At 65.3% G+C, this 19,349-nt stretch carries 18 protein-coding genes; 7 read left to right on the top strand and 11 right to left on the bottom strand.

Translation table 11 applies throughout. The annotated features are described in order from the left end of the window. Nucleotides 1-79 precede the first annotated feature (79 nt). Both KZZ07_RS06515 and KZZ07_RS06510 read left to right on the top strand, forming a co-directional pair. Nucleotides 80-1,021 carry a nucleoside hydrolase gene (locus tag KZZ07_RS06515; RefSeq protein ID WP_219512997.1) on the top strand — a complete coding sequence of 314 codons (942 nt, stop codon included), beginning with the start codon at nt 80-82 and terminating at the stop codon, nt 1,019-1,021. After that, on the top strand, nt 1,018-1,464 hold the full coding sequence (locus KZZ07_RS06510; RefSeq protein WP_219512996.1) for a GNAT family N-acetyltransferase: 447 nt from the start codon (nt 1,018-1,020) through the stop codon (nt 1,462-1,464). The genes KZZ07_RS06515 and KZZ07_RS06510 overlap by 4 nt, the downstream gene beginning before the upstream one ends. Nucleotides 1,465-1,471: 7 nt before the next feature. Here KZZ07_RS06510 and KZZ07_RS06505 read toward each other — a convergent pair whose 3' ends face one another. Then, nucleotides 1,472-2,008, bottom strand: a complete 537-nt coding sequence (locus tag KZZ07_RS06505) for a CBS domain-containing protein (protein ID WP_219512995.1) — start codon at nt 2,006-2,008, stop codon at nt 1,472-1,474. 99 nt (nt 2,009-2,107) lie between these two features. Here KZZ07_RS06505 and KZZ07_RS06500 point away from each other — a divergent pair, with 99 nt between their 5' ends. Beyond that, the gene (locus KZZ07_RS06500; RefSeq protein WP_219512994.1) at nt 2,108-3,526 is read left to right on the top strand and encodes a protein adenylyltransferase SelO; all 1,419 of its coding nucleotides are present in this window, start codon (nt 2,108-2,110) and stop codon (nt 3,524-3,526) included. A gap of 52 nt (nt 3,527-3,578) precedes the next feature. On the opposite strand, the gene KZZ07_RS06495 is transcribed toward KZZ07_RS06500, so the two are convergent. Beyond that, nucleotides 3,579-4,514 carry a DMT family transporter gene (locus KZZ07_RS06495; protein ID WP_219512993.1) on the bottom strand — a complete coding sequence of 312 codons (936 nt, stop codon included), beginning with the start codon at nt 4,512-4,514 and terminating at the stop codon, nt 3,579-3,581. A gap of 120 nt (nt 4,515-4,634) precedes the next feature. Between KZZ07_RS06495 and KZZ07_RS06490 the strand changes: the two genes are divergently transcribed. The 3 genes from KZZ07_RS06490 to KZZ07_RS06480 are packed head-to-tail and all read left to right on the top strand — an operon-like array spanning nt 4,635 to nt 6,833. Then, a complete protein-coding gene (locus KZZ07_RS06490; RefSeq protein WP_219512992.1) occupies nt 4,635-5,489 on the top strand; it encodes a DUF533 domain-containing protein in 855 nt (284 codons plus the stop codon). 7 nt (nt 5,490-5,496) lie between these two features. Further along, complete coding sequence (locus KZZ07_RS06485; RefSeq protein ID WP_219512991.1) at nt 5,497-6,423, top strand: DMT family transporter; 927 nt, start codon at nt 5,497-5,499, stop codon at nt 6,421-6,423. After that, nucleotides 6,420-6,833 (top strand): Fur family transcriptional regulator, encoded by a 414-nt coding sequence (locus KZZ07_RS06480; RefSeq protein WP_219512990.1) that lies wholly within the window; start codon nt 6,420-6,422, stop codon nt 6,831-6,833. The genes KZZ07_RS06485 and KZZ07_RS06480 overlap by 4 nt, the downstream gene beginning before the upstream one ends. 167 nt (nt 6,834-7,000) lie before the next feature. Here KZZ07_RS06480 and KZZ07_RS06475 read toward each other — a convergent pair whose 3' ends face one another. The 6 genes from KZZ07_RS06475 to KZZ07_RS06450 form a co-directional block, all read right to left on the bottom strand. Further along, nucleotides 7,001-7,720 (bottom strand): alanyl-tRNA editing protein, encoded by a 720-nt coding sequence (locus KZZ07_RS06475; protein ID WP_219512989.1) that lies wholly within the window; start codon nt 7,718-7,720, stop codon nt 7,001-7,003. After that, nucleotides 7,717-10,161: a DUF3772 domain-containing protein gene (locus KZZ07_RS06470; protein WP_219512988.1), complete on the bottom strand. Its 2,445-nt coding sequence runs from the start codon at nt 10,159-10,161 to the stop codon at nt 7,717-7,719. Before KZZ07_RS06470 ends, KZZ07_RS06475 begins: the two co-directional genes overlap by 4 nt. Continuing rightward, nucleotides 10,158-11,192, bottom strand: coding sequence for a cysteine synthase A (locus tag KZZ07_RS06465; protein WP_219512986.1), 1,035 nt, complete (start codon nt 11,190-11,192; stop codon nt 10,158-10,160). Before KZZ07_RS06465 ends, KZZ07_RS06470 begins: the two co-directional genes overlap by 4 nt. A gap of 142 nt (nt 11,193-11,334) precedes the next feature. Further along, nucleotides 11,335-12,456: a gamma-glutamylcyclotransferase gene (locus KZZ07_RS06460; protein ID WP_219512984.1), complete on the bottom strand. Its 1,122-nt coding sequence runs from the start codon at nt 12,454-12,456 to the stop codon at nt 11,335-11,337. A 2-nt stretch (nt 12,457-12,458) separates the two neighbouring features. After that, nucleotides 12,459-12,899, bottom strand: coding sequence for a TrgA family protein (locus KZZ07_RS06455; protein WP_219512981.1), 441 nt, complete (start codon nt 12,897-12,899; stop codon nt 12,459-12,461). 3 nt (nt 12,900-12,902) lie between these two features. After that, nucleotides 12,903-14,108: an SAM-dependent methyltransferase gene (locus KZZ07_RS06450; protein ID WP_219512979.1), complete on the bottom strand. Its 1,206-nt coding sequence runs from the start codon at nt 14,106-14,108 to the stop codon at nt 12,903-12,905. A gap of 145 nt (nt 14,109-14,253) precedes the next feature. On the opposite strand from KZZ07_RS06450, the gene KZZ07_RS06445 reads away from it, so the two are divergent. Next, nucleotides 14,254-14,655, top strand: coding sequence for a hypothetical protein (locus KZZ07_RS06445; RefSeq protein WP_219512978.1), 402 nt, complete (start codon nt 14,254-14,256; stop codon nt 14,653-14,655). Between the two features lie 16 nt (nt 14,656-14,671). Here the strand turns inward: KZZ07_RS06445 and KZZ07_RS06440 are convergent, their stop codons facing one another. The 3 genes from KZZ07_RS06440 to KZZ07_RS06430 all read right to left on the bottom strand — a co-directional run bounded on the left by KZZ07_RS06440 (nt 14,672) and on the right by KZZ07_RS06430 (nt 19,323). Continuing rightward, complete coding sequence (locus tag KZZ07_RS06440; RefSeq protein ID WP_219512977.1) at nt 14,672-16,093, bottom strand: cryptochrome/photolyase family protein; 1,422 nt, start codon at nt 16,091-16,093, stop codon at nt 14,672-14,674. A gap of 66 nt (nt 16,094-16,159) precedes the next feature. After that, nucleotides 16,160-17,359 carry an aminotransferase class V-fold PLP-dependent enzyme gene (locus tag KZZ07_RS06435; RefSeq protein WP_219512976.1) on the bottom strand — a complete coding sequence of 400 codons (1,200 nt, stop codon included), beginning with the start codon at nt 17,357-17,359 and terminating at the stop codon, nt 16,160-16,162. Between the two features lie 134 nt (nt 17,360-17,493). Next, nucleotides 17,494-19,323: a BCCT family transporter gene (locus KZZ07_RS06430; RefSeq protein ID WP_219512975.1), complete on the bottom strand. Its 1,830-nt coding sequence runs from the start codon at nt 19,321-19,323 to the stop codon at nt 17,494-17,496. Nucleotides 19,324-19,349: the final 26 nt, after the last annotated feature.

Below are 19,349 nucleotides of genomic sequence, written 5' to 3'. Positions count from 1 at the left end.
AGGCCCCGCCGACCCGCCGATCCAGCTTGCGCCGCTCCCTGCCCCGTGTCACTCCTCCGGCAGCGAGCAGGAGAGACAGATGGCAGCGCGCAAGATCATCATCGACACCGACCCGGGCCAGGACGACGCGGTGGCCATCCTTCTGGCGCTCGCATCGCCCGCAGAGCTCGATGTCCTGGGTATCACCGCCGTTGCAGGCAATGTCCCGCTGGAGCTGACCGCGCGCAACGCCCGCATGGTCTGTGAACTGGCGGGCAAGCCAGAGACACTTGTCTTTGCAGGATGTGACCGACCGCTGGCGCATGATCTCGTTACCGCCGAACACGTGCACGGCAAGACCGGCCTCGACGGCCCCGACCTTCCCGAGCCGACCATGCCGCTGCAGGACGGTGATGCCGTCGACTTCATCATCGACACCCTGCGCGCCCAACCGGAAAAGACCGTCACGCTCTGTCCGCTGGGGCCGCTGACCAATATCGCCGCTGCCCTGCAACGCGCCCCGGACATCGCTGTACGCATCCAGGAAATCGTCCTGATGGGCGGCGCCTATTTCGAGGTGGGCAACATCACCCCCGCCGCCGAGTTCAACATCTACGTCGACCCGGAAGCCGCTGAAATCGTGTTCAAATGCGGCGCGCCGATCACGGTCATGCCGCTGGACGTGACACACAAGGCGCTGGTCACCACCGCCCGCAACGAGACCTTTCGCACCCTCGGCACGCCGGTCGGGATCGCCGTGGCGCAGATGACCGATTTCTTCGAACGCTTCGACCGGGAGAAATACGGCTCGGACGGCGCGCCCCTGCACGATCCCTGCGTCACGGCCTATCTGCTGCAACCCGATCTCTTCTCGGGCCGGTTCATCAACGTCGAGATCGAGACCCGCTCCGACCTGACGCGCGGCATGACGGTGGCCGACTGGTGGCGGGTCACGGACCGCGCCCCCAACGCCATGTTCATGGGCGACGTCGACGCCGACGGCTTTTTTGCCCTGCTGACCGAAAGGCTGGCGCGGCTATGAAATCCCTCCACCTCGCGGGCGAAACGGATGCAGACAGGCTCCTGCCGCTGGTCGCCGCCTTTCATACCGAAATGGGGTATGGCACCGACACCGACCACCGCGCCGCCGCCATCTCGCCCTTGCTTCAGGGATCGCCCCACGGCGCGGCCTGGCTGATCGGACCGCGACGTGCGCCGGTGGGCTATATCGTGCTGACCTTCGGCTGGTCGGTCGAGTTCGGCGGGCTGGATGCCATCGTCGATGAACTCTACGTCCGCCCCGCCGTGCGCGGGCGCGGCATGGGGCTCGAGGCGCTGGACGGCATCGCCAAGGCGATGCGAGAGGCTGGCGTGCGCGCGCTGCACCTCGAGGTCGACCGCGAAGATGAGCGCGCGCAGCGCTTCTATGGCCGCGCGCGCTTCAAGCCCCGCGATCGCTACATCTTCATGAGCCGGGTGCTCTGAGCGCGACTCACATCGCGCTCACGACGATCACCATGAGGATCGAATACAACATGATGCCCCCGCCGATCAGCCAGATCGGATAGTTGCGCCCCACGCTTGCCTTGGCCAGTTCCTTGGCCTGGTAGATCAGGTCGGGCCATGTGTAGCTGACGAAATCACCCTGGGTGAAGACCGCCTTGATCCTCTCGTCCTCATCCACGACAGGCAGGCGGCGGAACCGTTCGTTCGACATGATGCGCAGCCAGTCGATGACCTCGTCGGTTTCCCGTGCCACACGCGGATCGCGGGTCATGATATCCTCCAGCGTCAGGCTGGTCGCGTCGGCCTTCCTCGCCACGACCTTGCGCAGGATGTCGCGTTCCGTCACCACCCCCAGCACCCGGTCGTCCGGATCCACCACCATGACCGAGCCAAAGTTGCGCTCGTTCATCGCCTGCGCGGCGGTCGTGACCAGGGTCTTTGGCGAAAACGTCAGCGGCTGCGGCTTGGACGAGAACTCGGGGCGATCCATCAGGCGCATTGCGTAGGCGTTTTCCGTCTGCATCGTCTTGCTCCTGTTTGTTGGGTTGCGGGTAACCCTAGCCCCCTGACAGCTGTGGCAAGACCGCTGGCGCAACCGTGATCGCGCCCCTATATCTCGGGCATGACCCTGCACATCCCCTTCGACAATTCCTATGCCCGCCTGCCCGAGGGCTTTTTTGCCCGCCAGGGCCCGACCCCGGTCAAGGCCCCGCAGACCGTGGCCTTCAACCATGACCTTGCCGATCTCCTGGGCATCACCGGCGCCGACGACCCCGCTCTGGCGGCGCAATTCGGCGGCAATCGCGTGCCAGAGGGGGCCGAGCCCTTGGCCCAGCTCTATGCTGGGCACCAGTTTGGCCAGTTCAACCCGCAACTGGGGGACGGGCGCGCCTTGCTGCTGGGCGAGGTTGTGGGCACCGATGGCATCCGCCGTGACATCCAGCTCAAGGGATCCGGCCCAACGCCCTTCTCACGTCGCGGCGATGGCCGCGCCTGGCTGGGGCCGGTCCTGCGCGAATACGTCGTGTCCGAGGCGATGCACGCGCTTGGCATCTCGACCACCCGCGCCCTTGCCGCGATCCGCACGGGCGAGGAGGTCATCCGCGAACGCCCCCTGCCCGGTGCCGTGCTGACCCGCGTCGCCCAAAGCCATATCCGCGTGGGCACCTTCCAGGTCTTTGCCGCGCGACAGGACAACGAGCGTCTGAAAACGCTTTACGACTACACGGTCGACCGCCACTATCCAGATGCGCGCGACCCGCTGGACCTGCTCAACGGCGTGATCGAACGGCAAGCGCAGCTAGTGACACAATGGATGGGCGTTGGTTTCATCCATGGGGTGATGAACACCGACAATTGCGCGCTCTCGGGCGAAACCATCGACTACGGGCCCTGTGCCTTCATGGATGCCTACGACCCGGACACGGTGTTTTCCTCGATCGACCGGTTCGGGCGGTACGGCTATGCCGCGCAGGCCGATATCATCGTCTGGAACATGGCCCAGCTGGCCACGGCACTGGTGCCGCTGATGCCCGACACGGACAAGGCTGTCGAGGATTTCACCAAGGCCGTGCATGCCATGCCAGACCGGCTGCGCGCGCTCTGGCTGGACCGCTTCGGCGCCAAGATCGGCCTGTCCGCCCCGACGCAAGAAGACCTGTCCCTGATCGGCGACCTGCTGACGCTGATGCACGAGGGCGGCGCGGATTTCACCAACACCTTCCGCGCCCTGGCCGATGGCGATGCCCGCGACCAGTTCACCGACCGCGCGGCTTTTGACGGATGGGAGGCACGCTGGCAAGCGCGGCTGGAACAAGAGGATGACCCGCAGGCGCTGATGCGCGCGGTGAACCCGGTCCTGATCCCGCGCAACCACCGCGTCGAACAGATGATCGAGGCCGCCGTGGCGGGCGACGATGCGCCCTTTCACCGGCTGAGCGCGGCGCTTTCGGCGCCATTCGACCTGGACGACAACTATGCCGACCTGCGCCGCCCGCCGTCGAGAGGCGAAAAGGTTCGCGCCACCTTCTGTGGGACCTGACCCCACCGGACGTCACACCGCCCCGGGCGTGCCCCGGGGCCTCTGCCCGGTCCTAGTTTTGCCCTCGCAATGTTTCCTGCCCCGGGCCGGGCGGACCTTCGGCCCGCGTCTTGCGACGTCGGTTGATCAGCACGATCCCCACCGAGGTCAGCGCCAGCGCCCCCAGGAAATCCGGCCCCACCGGCTCGTCGAAGACAAGCCAGCCAAAGACCACGGCCATGACCGGAGACAAAAAGCTGAAGGACGCGATGTCCGAGGCCGGATAGATTCCCATCAGCCGCAACCAGAACATGAACCCCAGCGAGGCCACCAAAACGCCATAGGCCAATCCGAACAGGCTCAGCAGGCCGGTCTCGCGCCAGAGCGGGCCGAACAGCGGCGCCACCACGCAGAGCACAACCGCCGAAACAGCCAGTTGCCAGAACAGTTGTCCCTCCGGGTTCAGCTCCGAGGTCCGCGTCAGGCGCACATTCAGCGCGATCCCGGCCCAGGCCCAGGAGGCCAGAAGCGCCAGCAGATCGCCCCAGATGTTGCCCGCCCCACGGCTTTGCGGATCGGCAAGCGCCCATGCCACCCCCGCCATCGCCAGCACCAGGCCCAACAGGCGCCTTGACGACAGGCGTTCTCCCGGCAGGGTGAAATGCGCCACCAGCGCCAACCAGACCGGCATGGCGTAAAAGGTGATCGAGGCGCGCGAGACGCTGGTCAGGTCCAGCGAGGTGAACAGCAGGATGAACTCGATGCTGAACAACCCGCCCAGTATCAGTCCGGGCCACAGCGTCTGCCGCAGTCCCTTGATCCGGCGCCCACTAACCAGCAGCCAGATCCCCAGCACCGCCAGCGCCAGGGCCGAGCGCAGCCCCGCTCCGAAGACCGGACCGATCCCGGCATTGGCCAGTTTGATCGCCACCTGGTTGAAGGCCAGGACATTGGCAAAAACCACCATCCCCACCGCGCCGGCGAGGTCCATCTGTTGCTTGCGTTCCATGCCCTCTTGGACACCCGGACGCGGGCAAGGTCAATCCACTGCCGACGCCCCCCCTGTGCGCGGCGGCGAAGTTCTGTCACAGTCGCCAGAGGGAGATCATCGTCTGAGAGGAGAACGCACATGGGTCTGATGGGAACACTGGCTAAACTCGCCATAGGGTATGCCGCAGCGCGCGGGGTCGACCGGATGTCCGGAGGACAGGGACTTGGCAGTCTCCTCGGCGGTGGCGCGCAGGTACCGGCGAAAACGCCGACCGCGACGCTGCAGGCCCAGATGGGCAAGCTCATGGGCGGCCAGGCCCCCCAGGGCGGCGGCTGGCAAGAGATGATGGAGGCGGCGCAGAAAAGCGGCTTTCCCGGCATGCCCGGCGCCGGCGCCGCTGGGGCCAACCCCCTTGCCGACATGATGAAGACCATGCAGGCCGGAGGCATGGATCTCTCGGCCTTCACGGGCCAGGCAGGCACCGGAAAAGGCGGCGGCCTGCTGTCGCAACTGGGCGAAGGCGGCACCGGCATGGCCGGGATGCTGGCGGCCTTTGCCGGGTCGGCGGCCCAGGCGCAGGGCAAGGGCGCCGCCGGGCTGATGGACGCCATGAACGCCCAGTCCACAGCGCCAGAGGCCGAAGCAGCCGCCGGCCTCATGCTGCGCGCGATGATCCAGGCCGCAAAAAGCGACGGCGGCATCGACAAGGCGGAACAGGCCAAGATCCTCGAAACCCTGGGCGAGGATGCTGACCCTGAGGACCGCGCCTTTATCCAGGCCCAGCTCAAGGCCCCCGTCGACCCCGAGGCGCTGGCCGCGGATGTCCCCGAAGCGCAGCGCATGCAGGTCTATTCCGCCTCGCTGATGACGATCCGCGTCGATACGCAGGCCGAGGCCGAATACCTCGACACACTCGCCAAGGCCATGCAACTGGATGAGGCGGTGGTGAACATGCTGCACATGCAGATGGGCCTGCAACCGCTCTACGGCTGAGACATTCATGACACGCACCCCGGCCTTCGGCCTCGGCCTTGCCCTGGCCGGGGCGCTGATCCTGACACCCGATGCGCTGCTGATGCGCCTCTCCGGCATGTCCGGCTTCCAGATGCTGGGCTGGCGCGGGATCTGCATGGCGGTCATTTTCCTCGTCGCCTGGACATTGACCAGCCGGACCCGCCGCGCCGATCTTGCCGGGATTGCCGCGCCGACCGCGCTTATGGTGATCGCCTGCCACGCGTTGAATGCCATGCTGTTCCCCTTGGGGATCGCCTTGTCCCCGGTGGCGCCGGTCCTGTTGGGCGTGGCGACGGTGCCTGTCTGGTCGGCGCTTCTGGCGCGCCTTCTGCATAGCGAAGCCACCTCGCGCGCCACCTGGACCGCCATCTTGCTGGTTCTGGCCGGACTGGCGATTGCCGTGACCGACAAGGGGGCGGCTGCCCTGGACGCGGCCGCGCTGACGGGCGCCGCCTGCGGCCTTGGCGTGGCCTTTGCGCTGGCGCTCAATTTCGTCACCCTGCGCCACAATCCGGACCTGCCCCTGCTTCTGGCGATCGGCCTCGGCGCGCTGATCGCCGGCACGACGGGCTGGGCCATCACCGGCCCCGGCAGGATGACCCAAGGCGCCCTTTGGGCGATCCTCCTGGCCAGCATCTTCGTGCTGCCGCTTTCCTTTTTTGCCCTCAGCCAGGCGTCGCGCCACACCGCCGCGGCCAATGTCAGCCTGCTCTTGCTCCTCGAAACCGTGCTGGCCCCGCTCTGGGTCTGGCTCGGCACCGGCGAAGCCCCCTCGCGGCGGATGATCCTGGGGGGCGCGGTGGTCATCGTCACGCTGGCCGTCTACGTCGCACGCGCGCGCCGCGTTCGAGGCTTGGCCTCGCCCGCCGCATTGCCTAAAACGGGCGCCAGACCAACGACTCCGGGCCCATGACCGATAGCATCTCAGACCGCTGCACCGCCAAAGGCCTGCGCATGACCGACCAGCGCCGGACCATCGCCGAGGTGCTCGAACGCGCGACGGATCATCCGGACGTGGAGGATCTCTATGCCCGCGCCTCTGCGCGCGACCCCAATATCTCGATCGCCACGGTCTATCGCACCGTCAAGCTGTTCGAAGAGGCGGGCATCCTCGAGAGGGTCGATTTCGGCGACGGTCGTGCCCGGTACGAAGACGCCGAACGCGAACACCACGATCACCTGATCGACCTCAACACCGGCGAGGTGATCGAATTCGTCGATCCCGAGATCGAGGCCCTGCAGGAAAAGATCGCGGAAAAACTGGGCTACCGGCTCAAGGGCCACCGCATGGAGCTCTACGGCGTCCCGCTGAAAAAGCGCTGACGCCCAATCACCGCCGATCTTCGTTCTGGTGAGTCCTGAAGCTGTCGACCACAGGGCCACAGGCACCCACCCAAGGCAAAGCCGTCGCGTCACCAAGGGCGGATAAAAGCGCGCGGAAGCGCTCATTTTTGCAACCGTCCCGTCCTTGGCCTTTCCAGGCCAAACCATCACGCCAGCGCGATGGTCACGCGCCGGTTCTGCTTGCCCTTGTTCTCGATCTTGCCCAGCTTCAGCGCGCCGATCTCTCCGGTGCGGGCGACATGGGTGCCGCCGCAGGGCTGCAGGTCCACCTGCTCACTCCCCGAGCCGATCCGGACCAGCCGGATCTGGCCCGCGCCGCGCGGCGGCTGCACGGACATGGTCTTGACCAGTTCCGGACGTGCATCCAGTTCCGCCTCGGTGATCCAGCCTTCCGTCACTTCCAGGTCGCGGTCCACCAGACGATTCAAGGCCTCTTCCACCGCGTCGCGATCCTGCGGCGGTTCCGGCATCTTGAAATCCAGGCGCCCGGTCCCGGCGCCGATCTGCCCACCCGTCACCGGCAAGGGGATCACCACGCTCAGCAGGTGCAGCGCGGTGTGAATACGCATGTGCTTGTGCCGCCGTTCCCAGTCCAGTGTCTGCACAAGCCTCGTCCCGACCGCCGGCAGTTTCGCCGGTTCCGCAGGCACAAGGACAGAGACGCCCCCGTCTCCCTTGACCGCGGTCGCGATTTCCAGCGTCCGGCCATCCCATTCCAGCCAGCCACTGTCGCCGGGTTGGCCACCGCCGGTCGGATAGAAGAGGGACTGCGACAACACGATGCCACCCTCGTCGGTCAGGGCCACGACTTCTGCAGAGGCATCGCGCAGGTAGGGATCTTCGCGGTAGAGCGGTTGCTGGCTCATCCCTCGTCTCCGTCATCTGACACGCGTTCATCTCCCATGACGGCGCCGGACTTGCGCGGCGCCGGGCGCGGTGGGCTTTCTTGCGCCTCCTGCTCCTGAGATGCACTCCGGCGGCTTTCGACCGCGTCGGCCAGAACCTCCGGATTTCGCAGCCAAAGGTCGCGCTGCGCAAAGGGAATCTCGATGCCCTCGCGGGCGAATTCCTCGACGATCTGGTGGCGCATCTCGGTCTTGACGTCCAGGCCCTGACCGACATCGAACAGGATCGCCCGAATGCGGAAGTCCAGGGAATCCGCACCGAAGCCCATGAAATCCACCGCCGGCGCCGGGTTCATCAGCACCAGGTCGTGCTGCCGCGCGATGTTCAGCAGGATGCGTTCCGCCTTGCGCGTGTCGGTGCCATAGGCCACGCCCACGTCGATGATGATCCGGCCCAGCGAATTGCCCCGGGTATAGTTCGACACCGTGCCCGAGACGAAATCCGCGTTCGGGATGATCATGTCATAGCGGTCAAAGGTTTCGATCCGGGTCGAGCGCACAGAGATGTCCTTGACGATCCCGTGTGTGCCGTTGACTTCGATCCAGTCACCCTCGCCGATGGGGCGTTCGATCAGCAGGATGATCCCGGACACGAAGTTCGAGACGATGTTCTGCAGACCGAAACCGATCCCGACCGAGAGCGCACCGGCAACGATCGCAAGCGAGGAGAGGTCCAGCCCCCCGGCCGTCACCGCGATGATGACCGCCAGGAAGATCCCGACATAGCCCACGCCGGAGACGATGGAGTTCTGACCACCCTGGTCGATCTGGGTCTTGGGCAACACCGAGGTGCGCAGCGCGCCCTGCAGCAGTCGTGTCAGCATGTAACCGGTGGCAAAGACAAGAATCACGACGACAAAACTCATCGGGGTGATCCGGGTCTCGCCGATGCTGATGCCCTCCTGTGCCCGGGTCCAGATCTCGGTCAGATCGGCCGTGCGCGCGCCCCAGATCAGCGCCAGCGCCGGCAGAGCCAGCATCGCAAGGGCAAAGCCGCCCAGCACCGGCCAGAGGCTCTCGCCCCCCTGCCCTTCGCGTCCGGAAACCAGCTCGTAGAGGCTGTTGATGAACCGCTGCGCCACCATGATCAGACCGACAAGCGCCAGCGTCGCGATGGTCGGATAGACCATCGTTTCCCCGACCTTGTAGTAGCCGATGGCCGCCATGGCCGGGCCCAGAACCCCGACGATCTGGCAGGCCCGGCCCAAGAGCCGGGCAAAACGCAGCCGAAAATCGCCCGGCCCGTTCTCACGCGCCTCTCGGGTGCCCACCATGGCCGCGTCGTTGCGCACACGCCCAAGCCGCACCAGCATCAGGCCCGACAGGGCAAGAACCGGGAATTGCACGACCGCAGTCGTCGCGGGCGACCACTGGCCGATCTCGACAAATGTATCGACAGCGGATTTCAGCACGTAGAGAAAGGCCAGCGCGTTCGACAACCGCCGCGCAACCGCGCGTTCCTCGTGTGGGATCAGCAGCACGGCGATCCTGTCGTCGTCGTTGAACGCTTCCTCGGCCAGCCAGCGGATGCCGAAAAGCATGGCCACCCAAGAGCCGAGATTGTTCAAGAGGCCCGCCCAGGTCGGGCCGGTAAAACCGGTGGCGCCAATCGCCAGCAAGAGCGCCACAACCCCGAAGAACGGCAGGACGATCTTGCCAAGGGAGACAAGGAACCGGAACACGCCGGAGCCGCGCCGCGTTCCCGCGCGCAGTTTCTCGACACCGGCCCGCGCCCAGCGCGGACCGCGCACCAGCAACAACAGGCCGAGCAGGGCAAAGAACAGGACCACCGGCAGGTTCTTCAACGCTGCCGCGCGCGTAGTCCTGTCCGAGGTCTGTTTCGACATTTCCTGCCACAGATCCGAAAAGGTCGCGCTGACCTCTTTCGCGGCAACCGGCCAGCGGGTCGGATCCAGCGGCGAGGTCCCCAGTTCCAGCAGTGCATCCGCCTGGCGTTCACGAATGATGCGGTCGATCCCACCGACGATGGAATCGGCGCGGGAATAGGCCGCCTCGGCCCGCAGCACAGGCGCCCGCGCCTCGGACAATTGCTTGTTCAGCAAGGCGCGCTGATCGGCGATCTCATTGGCTTCGCTGCCGTCCTCCGGCACCGGGCCCAGCGCATCAAGCTGCGCCTGCAGGGTCTCGATGCGCGAGGCGTTGGTGCCCTGCGCAGCCAGGAACTGCTCGCGCCATTGCGCGATCTGCGCCCGCAGGTTTTCCAGCCGTTCGTCAGAGGCGCGCTCGGCATCGATCATCGCCTCGGCCCGCGTGGCGACGGTCTCCCAGGCGGTATAGTCTGGTGGTGTATCCTGCTGGGCCAGCGCCGCGCCGGTCCACAGGAAAACGGAAAGCACCAGCGCGGAAAGCGCCGGCAGAATCTTGCTGAACTGTCGGGTCATGCGTCCTCGAATACACCGGGAATGCTGGACGGTCCGCGCGTCATCCAGGGCGGCGTCGGCAGGCCCTTGTCACGCAGGAAGTCAGGGTTGAACAGCTTGGACTGGTAGCGGGTGCCATAGTCGCAGAGCACGGTGACAATCGTGTGCCCCGGCCCCATCTCACGCGCCATGTGGATGGCGCCGGCAACGTTGATGCCCGTCGATCCGCCCATGCAGAGGCCCTCATCGGCCAGCAGGTCGAACACGATGGGCAGCGCCTCTTCGTCGCTGGCCTGGGTCAGGAAGTCGGGCTTGAACCCTTCGAGGTTCGCAGTGATCCGCCCCTGCCCGATCCCTTCGGAGATCGAGCTGCCCTCGGGCTTGGCTTCGCCGTCCTTGTAGAGGCTGTAGATCCCCGACCCCATCGGATCGACGATCCCGCATTTCACGCCCTTGGGCTGCAGCGCCATGCCGACACCCGCCGCCGTCCCGCCCGAGCCGACAGCACAGATGAAGCCGTCGACCTTGCCGCCGGTCTGCTCCCAGATTTCGGGGCCGGTGGTCTCGATATGGGCCTGGCGATTGGCCACGTTGTCGAACTGGTTGGCCCAGATCGCGCCGTTGGGCTCGCTCGCGGCCAGCTTTTCGGCCAGCCTGCCGGAGTAGCGGACATAGTTGTTGGGGTTCTTGTAGGGCGCCGCCGGCACCAGCACCAGTTCCGCCCCCGCAAGACGCAGCATGTCCTTCTTTTCCTGGCTCTGCGTCTCGGGCATGACGATGACGGTCTTGAACCCCATCGAGGCACCGACCAGCGCAAGGCCGATCCCGGTGTTGCCGGCGGTGCCCTCGACGATGGTGCCGCCGGGCGCCAGCTGGCCCTTCGCGATGGCATCCTTGATGATGTAGAGCGCCGCGCGATCCTTGACCGACTGGCCCGGGTTCATGAATTCCGCCTTGCCCCAGATCTCGCACCCTGTCAGCTCCGACGCCTTGCGAAGCTTGATCAGCGGCGTCTGTCCGACAGCCTGTGCGAGGTCCTGCGAATTGCGCATGACGTGTCCTTTCCGAAACGTGTTCCCATTGGTGTAGGGCCGAGGTCCGGGGAACTCAAGCCGCAGCGGATCACGGCCGCGCCAGACTTGGACCTGTGCAATGCCGCCTGACGCTTCGCAAGTGCAATCCTTGAGAAACGTCTCACCCCGCGCGCAGGTCGGCCCGCCGCGCCGCCACCCAGTTGATCAGCATGGCCAGTGGCAGGGCATTGATCTCGCCCGTCTCGATCAGTTCCATCGCGTGCTCGAACGGGACGACATGGCTTCGGATGTCCTCGTGCTCTTCATCCAGCCCACCGATCCCCTTGTCACGACCGGACAGATCGCAGAGCCCAACGAAAGCATGATAGAACTCTGTCGTGTAGCCGGGAGAGGCATAGCCCTTGCAGGCGGGCAGCAGGGCGCGCACCTCCAGCCCCGCCTCCTCGACCGTTTCGCGCCGCGCCGCCTCTTCGGGGCTTTCGCCCGCGTCGATCACACCCGCCACCGCCTCCAGCACCCAGGGCGCAGGATCACCCCTGTGGATCGGGCCAAAGCGCATCTGTTCGATCAGCAGCACTTTGTCCAGAACCGGGTCATAAGGCAGCACCAATGCCACGTCGAAGGCGATGAAACATTCCCGCTCAAGCGGCGCGCTCCACTCCCCGTCAAAGCGGCGATAGCGCAGGCGGAATGGGTCGATCCGGAAGAAGCCGCGGTAGGGCTGACCGCGCAGCCCCTGGTAGTCCACGTCCTCGATCCCGCTGGCGCGGCGCAGGGTTTGCGGAGCGCCCTTGGCCGCGATTTCATGCGCCCAGGCGCGCGCGCGGAAAAACGGCAACATCCCCGCCACCTCGCGCGCCGCGTAGGCGCCACGGCGGTCCATGACCTCCTGTGCGGCCCGCATCGTCACCCCGCCCCAGCGCGCCAGCCAATCATCCAGCGACCAGGGCGCGCCCGGTTGCCAGCGATCCTCTGTCACCGGGAAAAAGACCTCTGCCCAGCATGGTCCCGCGCCGGTCTCGACGGTCACGGGGCGCAACTCATAGGCAAAGCCGCCTTCGTAATAATCCAGCGCCGCGCGGTCCGCATCGCTGACGCCCCGCAAGAGAACCCCCTCGGCCTGTGCCCCCGACTTGGACACGATCATCGGAAAGGCCTGCCCCTGTGCCCAGAGCACCGCGTGATCCGGCAATTGCGCCGGTTCGACCTCGGGCACATGGCCCAGCACCAATTCCAGCAACGGCAGATGCCGCAGCGTTCCGTAGAAAAACAGGTCTGACAAGGTTATCTCCAGCGTCTGCCCAAGGCCTCGGCCACGAGCGCGGCGACGATCCCGCCGCCCAGCAGCGTCAGGATCACCTGCATGTCGAGAAGGATCATCCCGTAATCCAGGCTGATCTCGAAAATGGCGGCAATCGCCTCGAACGGCGTGTCGTAACGGCGGGCAAAGGACAGGCGGACCATCTCGTTCACGCCCTGCGACAACAGGCCGAGGATGACCATGACAATGGCGGAGGTTATTCCGTTGTTGATGGCCGAGGTCATCCCCTGGCCCACCCTTGGCCCCAGAAAGAGCCAGCCGACCAGCACACCGATCGCCGCGTTGACGTAGTTGAACCAGCCGAAATCGACGCTGAAGGGCACAAGCGGCTTGATCATGTCAGAGACGAGCCATCCCAGCGCCGCGAGGCCGAGGGCGGCAATCAGTTTCGCGGCGTTGGGCATAAGTCAGGCGGGCTTTGCGATGGTGATCTGGGTCACGTCACAGTTACCGCTGTGAAAGGTCGCCGCGCAAGAGGCGAGGTAGAAATTCCACATCCGGCGGAACCGGTCGTCGAATCCCAGGTTGGCCACCTCGTCCCAGCGGTCGTTGAAGGTTTCGTGCCAGCGGCGCAGGGTCTGCGAATAGCTCTCGCCGAATTCCAGGCTGCGGACCACCTGCAAACCCGCGCGCTCGACCTCGGCGCGCAACACCTCGGGAGAGGGCAGCATGCCACCCGGGAAGATGTACTTCTGGATGAAATCCACGCCCCGGCGATAGATCTCCCACCGCTTGTGCTGGACGGTGATGATCTGCAGCGTCGCATTGGCGCCGGGTTTGAGACGCGCGCTGACCGTTTCGAAATAGGCGGGCCAGTATTTTTCGCCCACCGCTTCGAACATCTCGATCGAGGCGATGCCATCGTAACTACCGCGTTCGTCCCGATAATCCTGCAGCTTCAGCTCCACGCGGTCGGCCAGACCGGCCTTGGCGATCCTCTCCTGGGCATAGGCAAACTGTTCCTGGCTGATGGTCAGACCCGTCACACGCAATCCGCGCTCCTTGGCGGCATATTCGGCGAACCCGCCCCAGCCACAGCCGATTTCCAGCACATGATCGCCCGGCTGCGCCCCCATCTGGTCGATCATCGAGGCGTATTTCAGCTCTTGCGCCTTTTCCAGGCTCTCCTGCCCGGTGCGGAAAAGGGCCGAGGAGTAGGTCATCGTATCGTCCAGCCACAGACCGTAGAAGTCGTTCCCCAGGTCATAGTGATGGGCGATGTTCTTTTTCGCCTGCCGCTTCGAGTTCGATTGCAGCCAGAAGCGGAACCGCTCCCACATGCGCACCAACCCGCCGCCGGGGTAGCCGTCGAACATCTCTTCGTTGGCATGCACCAGGTCCAGAAAGGCCATCAGGTCCGGGGTAGACCACCAGCCGTCCAGATAGGCCTCGCAAAAGCCCAGGTCGCCTTCGCGGATCAGGCGGGCAAAGATGTCATCATGATGCAGGTGCAGTTCGGCCACCGGGCCGGGAACGCGCCCCTCGGCGCGAAAAACGCGCCCGTCGCGCAGCACAAAATCAAGTCGGCCGCAGCCCATCCCGCGTGCCATGTCGAAGACCCGCGCGAAGTACCGGGGCAGCTGGTCCTGCCCCTGGGTGTCTGTCAATAGCATAGATTTCTTTCGAGAAGCCGATATTTTATCGAAGTTTATGTCCCAAACCACCTGTGGCAAGGATTTGTGCTTTGGATTTTCTTCAACATGGTGTTTTCTGGTATCAGTCCGGAGCGAAACGTTCCCTCACAACGGGAGATGACAGATGAAAAAGCATTTGGTAGCGGTGTGCCTCATGGCTCTTGCAACCTCTGGATGCGGCAAGGTGATGAGTTTCGTCGGCGTCGAGAAAGGTGAGACCAAGGCTCCGCAGGCGCGACCGGCCATGACCCTGTCCGAACCCGTCCGCGAAGTGCAGCCCAAGCCGGTTTCCGGCGGGTCCTGGGAACGCAACGTGGCGCGCGACATCCCCTACTTCAACATGTCCGCCCTGCCCATCGCGGTCTACAGCGACGTCGAGTTCACGCAAAAGGTCGGCACCCTCGCCCCCGGCGAAGGCGGCTATGTCGAGACCTGTTCCGATGCCAAGCCGGTCTGCAAGATCGCCTATGCCGGCAATTCCAGCGGCTGGGTCAAGATGGACCGCATGGGCGGCGTGACCAACTGAGCCTTCCGGCACGGAGTCAGAAGCCGCGATTTTCATAGGCCGCGAGGGCGCGCTTGCGCCCCACATCCGCGGCGACCACCGGGTCCGGGTAGCCGTCAGAGGCGGACAGCCCCCAGCTGACCGGGACCGCATCGAAATAGCTCAGCGCCTCTTCGGATGGGTGCTTGCGCCCTTCGGCGATCCAGCGCTCGATGTATGTCCTTTTCGGATCGAACTTGTCGCGCTGGGTGACGGGATTGAAGACCCGGAAATAGGGCGTGGCGTCCGGACCGGACCCTGCCGACCACTGCCAGCCCATCGCGTTCGAGGCCGGGTCCCAGTCGATCAGGCAATCCTCGAACCAGCGCATCCCGATCTTCCAATGCGTCAGCAAGTGCTTGGTCAGGTAAGAGGCCACGACCATCCGCGTGCGGTTGTGCATCCGCCCCGAGACATACATCTCACGCATGCCCGCATCGACAAAGGGAATGCCGGTGCGGCCCTGCTTCCAGGCGATGACCTCCGCACGGGTCTCGTCCTCGTTCCAGGGAAAGGCCTCCCATTCCTCGCGCCAGTTGCTGTCCAGCAGATGCGGCGTGTGCCACATCAGATGGTAGGCGAACTCGCGCCAGGCCAGTTCCTTGAGAAAGGTCTCGGCCCCTTTCTTGCCGTCTTCCATCGCGCGGCGCCCGGCGTGCCAGCACTGCGCCGGGGTGATCTCGCCCAGGGCCAGGTTCTCACTCAGGCATGAGGTGCCATCGATCCAGGGCAGATCGCGCGTGTCTCCGTAACCTGCCACTTTTTCTGCGATGAAGGCGCCCAGCCGGCCCTGCGCCGCGTCTTCGCCCAGTTGCACCCAGGGGCGCACGACATCCCCACCGCGCCGCATCGCGGCCCCCAGTGCCCAGTCCTCCAGCCTCTCGCTGCGCGGCCAGGTTTCCGGTTCCGGTATCCGCCCCGGCGTCGGCAAAGGAGAGGCCACGTCCCGCCCCCGCACCGCTTTCCAGAACGGGGTAAAGACCTTGTAGAACCCGCCCTGTTGCGTCTCGACACTCCAAGGTTCGAATATCAGGTGCCCGGCAAAGCTGGTGGCTTCGACGCCTGCCTCCTTCAGCGCGGACTTGACGGCTTTGTCCCGCTCCACACTCGCCGGATCGTAGGCCCGCATCCAGTAGACGGCCCCTGCCCCGGTTTCGTCCACCAGCGCCTTGAGCACCGCCGCCGGATCGCCAGACCGCAGCACAAGGTATGACCCCTTGTCCTTCAGCCGCTGGGCGAAATGCCCGATGCCCAGCCCCATCCGCCATTTCGGCGCGGCCCCCAGGCCGTCCATCACCGCGTCGCGGATCACCACCGGGATCACCGGGCGCCCGGCCTTGCAGGCGGCCTGCAGCGCGGCGTGGTCGGACAGGCGCAGGTCGCGCCGGACCCAGAGGATGACGGGAGAGGTGTCGGACAAGGCGCGCTCCTTCACTGGCTTGCCGGATGCGACATAGCGCGTGCCGCCAAAGGGCAAGCCCCGGAATCAGAGAACCGCGTCCAGCGCCTCGATCAGCTTGGCCACTTCTTCCTCGCCGGTGTAGTGGACGAAGGACAGGCGCAGCACCCCCCGGTCCGGGTCGATCCCCATCGCCTGCAAGGGGCGCACCGCGTAGAAATCGCTGCCCCCGGCCATGATCCCATGCGCGGCCAGCTCTGTCGCGGCAGCTTCGGCGGAGGTCGGCAAGGCCAGCGCCACGGTCGGCGCGCGGTTGGCCGCATCACGCGGCCCCAGCAGGCGGATCCCGTTGCGCTCCGAAACCGCGTCCAGCAGGGGCTGCAACAGCCTTGTCTCATGCGCGCGCATCAGGTCGTGCAGGTCATGCGCACCGCAGCCGTGATGGTTAGCCAGCGCCTCGACGTAATCCACCATCCCGGCGCAGGCCGCCACCTGGGCATGGTCCGGCCCGGCGGGGGTGAACTTCTTGGTCAGCACATCACCGTTGAAATAATGCGCCTGGTTCGGCAACACCTCGGCCAAGGTCCGGCGGATCACCATGATGCCCTGGTGGGGGCCATATGTCTTGTAGCTGGAAAACAGGTAGATATCCGGCCCCAGGTCACCCACGTCCGGAAACCCGTGCGGCGCATAGCTGACCCCGTCGACACAGACAAAAGCCCCCGCCGCATGGGCGCGGGCGGTGATCTCGGTCACCGGGTTGATCTCTCCGACGACGTTGGAACAATGCGGAAAGCAGACCAGCCGGACCTTTTCATCCAGCAGCGGTTCCAGCGCCTCGGGGTCAAGATGGCCGGTGTCCGGGTCGATCTTCCATTCGCGGATCTCGATACCCTCGGCCTCCAGCCGGCGCCAGGGGCCGGAATTGGCCTCGTGATCCTGGTTCGTGACGACAATCGCCTCTCCGGGCTGCATGAACTGCCGAAAGGCGCGCGCAAGGACATAGGTGTTCTGCGTCGTCGAGGGGCCAAAGCTCAGCTCATCGGTGTCCACACCCAGCAACGCCGACAGCCGGCTGCGTGCCTCGTCCATCTCGGCGCCACCTGCCTCGCTGGCGGCAAAGGGGCCGTAGGGCTGCACCTTGCGTTCGGTGTAAAAGCGCGTCAGCCGGTCGATCACCGGCTGGCAGGCATAAGAGCCGCCGGCGTTTTCAAAGAAGGCCTGCCCCTGCAGGGCGGGTTGGGCAAAGGCGGGAAACTGCGCCCGCACGAAATCGATATCCAGCATGTCACCCCAATCGCTCTTAAGTGGCGGTGACAATGCGCCTGTGACGCCGCGCGTCAACCCATGCCTCCGCCGGAAACGGAAAAGGCCCCGGCGTCACCGCCGGGGCCTTTCCTGTCTTGGGGGGCGAAAGGGGCTTACAGCGCCTTCCGCTCGGCCAGCAGGCCTTTCCAGATGGCATAGCACATCACCAGCAGGACCACCGTGAACGGCAGACCGGTGGAGATCACCATCGACTGCAACGACGACAAGCCACCCGCCGAGAGCAGCAGCACGATGGCCACGGCCCCTTCGAAGATACACCAGAACACCCGCTGCGGCACCGGCGCGTCGACCTTGCCGCCCGCCGTGATCGTGTCGATCACCAGCGACCCGGAGTCCGAGGAGGTGACGAAGAACACGATCACCAGGATGATCCCGATGAAGGAGGTGATGGCCGCCAGCGGCAGCTCGTCCAGCATCTTGAACAGCTTGAGCTCCAGCGAGGCGCTCTGCGCGGCAGTATAGCCGTCAGCCACGACCTGGTGCACAGCGGTGCCGCCAAAGACGCTCATCCACAGCACGCAGACCAGCGAGGGGATCAGCAGCACGCAGATGATGAACTCGCGCACGGTACGGCCACGGCTGACGCGGGCGATGAACATGCCGACGAAGGGTGACCAGGAGATCCACCAGGCCCAGTAGAACGAGGTCCAGCCCTGGCTGAAGTTGACATCGGCCCGGCCGGATTCGCCCGCAATGGTCTGAGTCAGCGGGTTGGACAGTGCCGGAAGATACTCGATGTAGGCCACGAGGTAATCGACGAAACCCGTGAGCAGCAGGATCGTCGGTCCGGTCAGCAACACAAAGATCAGCAGCAGGAAGGCAAGGCCCATGTTGATCTCGGACAGGACCTTGACCCCACCGTCGAGGCCACGCACCACCGAAACCAGCGCCACGGCGGTGATCGCGGTGATCAGGACCACTTCGGTCGCCGATCCCACGGGAATGCCGAAGAGCTCGTTCAGACCCGCGTTCGCCTGTGTCGCGCCAAAGCCCAGAGAGGTCGCCAGACCGAAAAGCGTGGCAAAGACCGCCAGCGTGTCGATGATGTGACCCCACCAGCCCCAGACGCGATCCCCAAGGAGCGGGTAGAAAGCAGAGCGCAGCGTCAGCGGCAGCCCCTTGTTGTAGGAGAAGAGCGCAAGCGCCAGGGCCACGATGGCATAGATCGCCCAGGGGTGCAGACCCCAGTGGAAGATCGTCGCCGCAAAGGCCAGACGCACGGCCTCTTGTTCGTCGGCTGCAGCACCTCCCAGCGGTGCCCAGTCCGCACGGTTCGCGGAGACGGTGAAGGCGTCACGTTGATCCGCCGGCACAGCCTCGTCCAGCGCGGCGGACAGCGCCGCCGGATCGGGATTGGTCAGGCCGACCGCCGCATCAAAAGCCTCGCGGCTCTCGAACCCGGCCGGGGCCCCCTCTTCCGGCACGTCTCCGGCAAAGCTCACGTTGTGGTAGGCCCCTCCGGACGATGAGGAAAAGTGGCTCATCGGTTCGGACACGCCGTAGAACATCAGGCCGATGCCCATGCCCGCAGCAAAGAGCATCGCGAACCAGCCGACATAGCCATAGTCCGGCGTTGCGTCCTGACCACCCAACCGAACCTTGCCCACCGGCAGGACGATCAGCAGAAGGCAGAACAGGACAAAGATGTTCGCCGCGCCCAGGAAGAACCAGTCGAACCCCTTGGTCACGGTGCCAAAGAGCCAGTTGAAGAGTTCGCCCGCCTGTTCCGGCAGTGCGAGGGTGTAAAAGACGAAAGCGATGATCGACAGCCCGGAAATCAGGAAAACCGGGTTGTGAATGTCCAGACCGAAAGGACCGATCTGCGTTTCAATGTTGTCCTGCCCGATTTCGTAATCGGTATCGATCAGGTCCGAGACGCCTTCCGGCTCCGGTATGCCCTGATCGTCTGAGGTGTCAGCCATGTGAGGCCTCCCTGTACTTGCGTTTC

Origin of the sequence: Mameliella sp. CS4, from assembly GCF_019392335.1 — a bacterium.
Classification (GTDB): domain Bacteria; phylum Pseudomonadota; class Alphaproteobacteria; order Rhodobacterales; family Rhodobacteraceae; genus Antarctobacter.
Note: the sequence above shows the minus strand (reverse complement) of the source record. Positions and strands in the feature narration are given on the sequence as shown.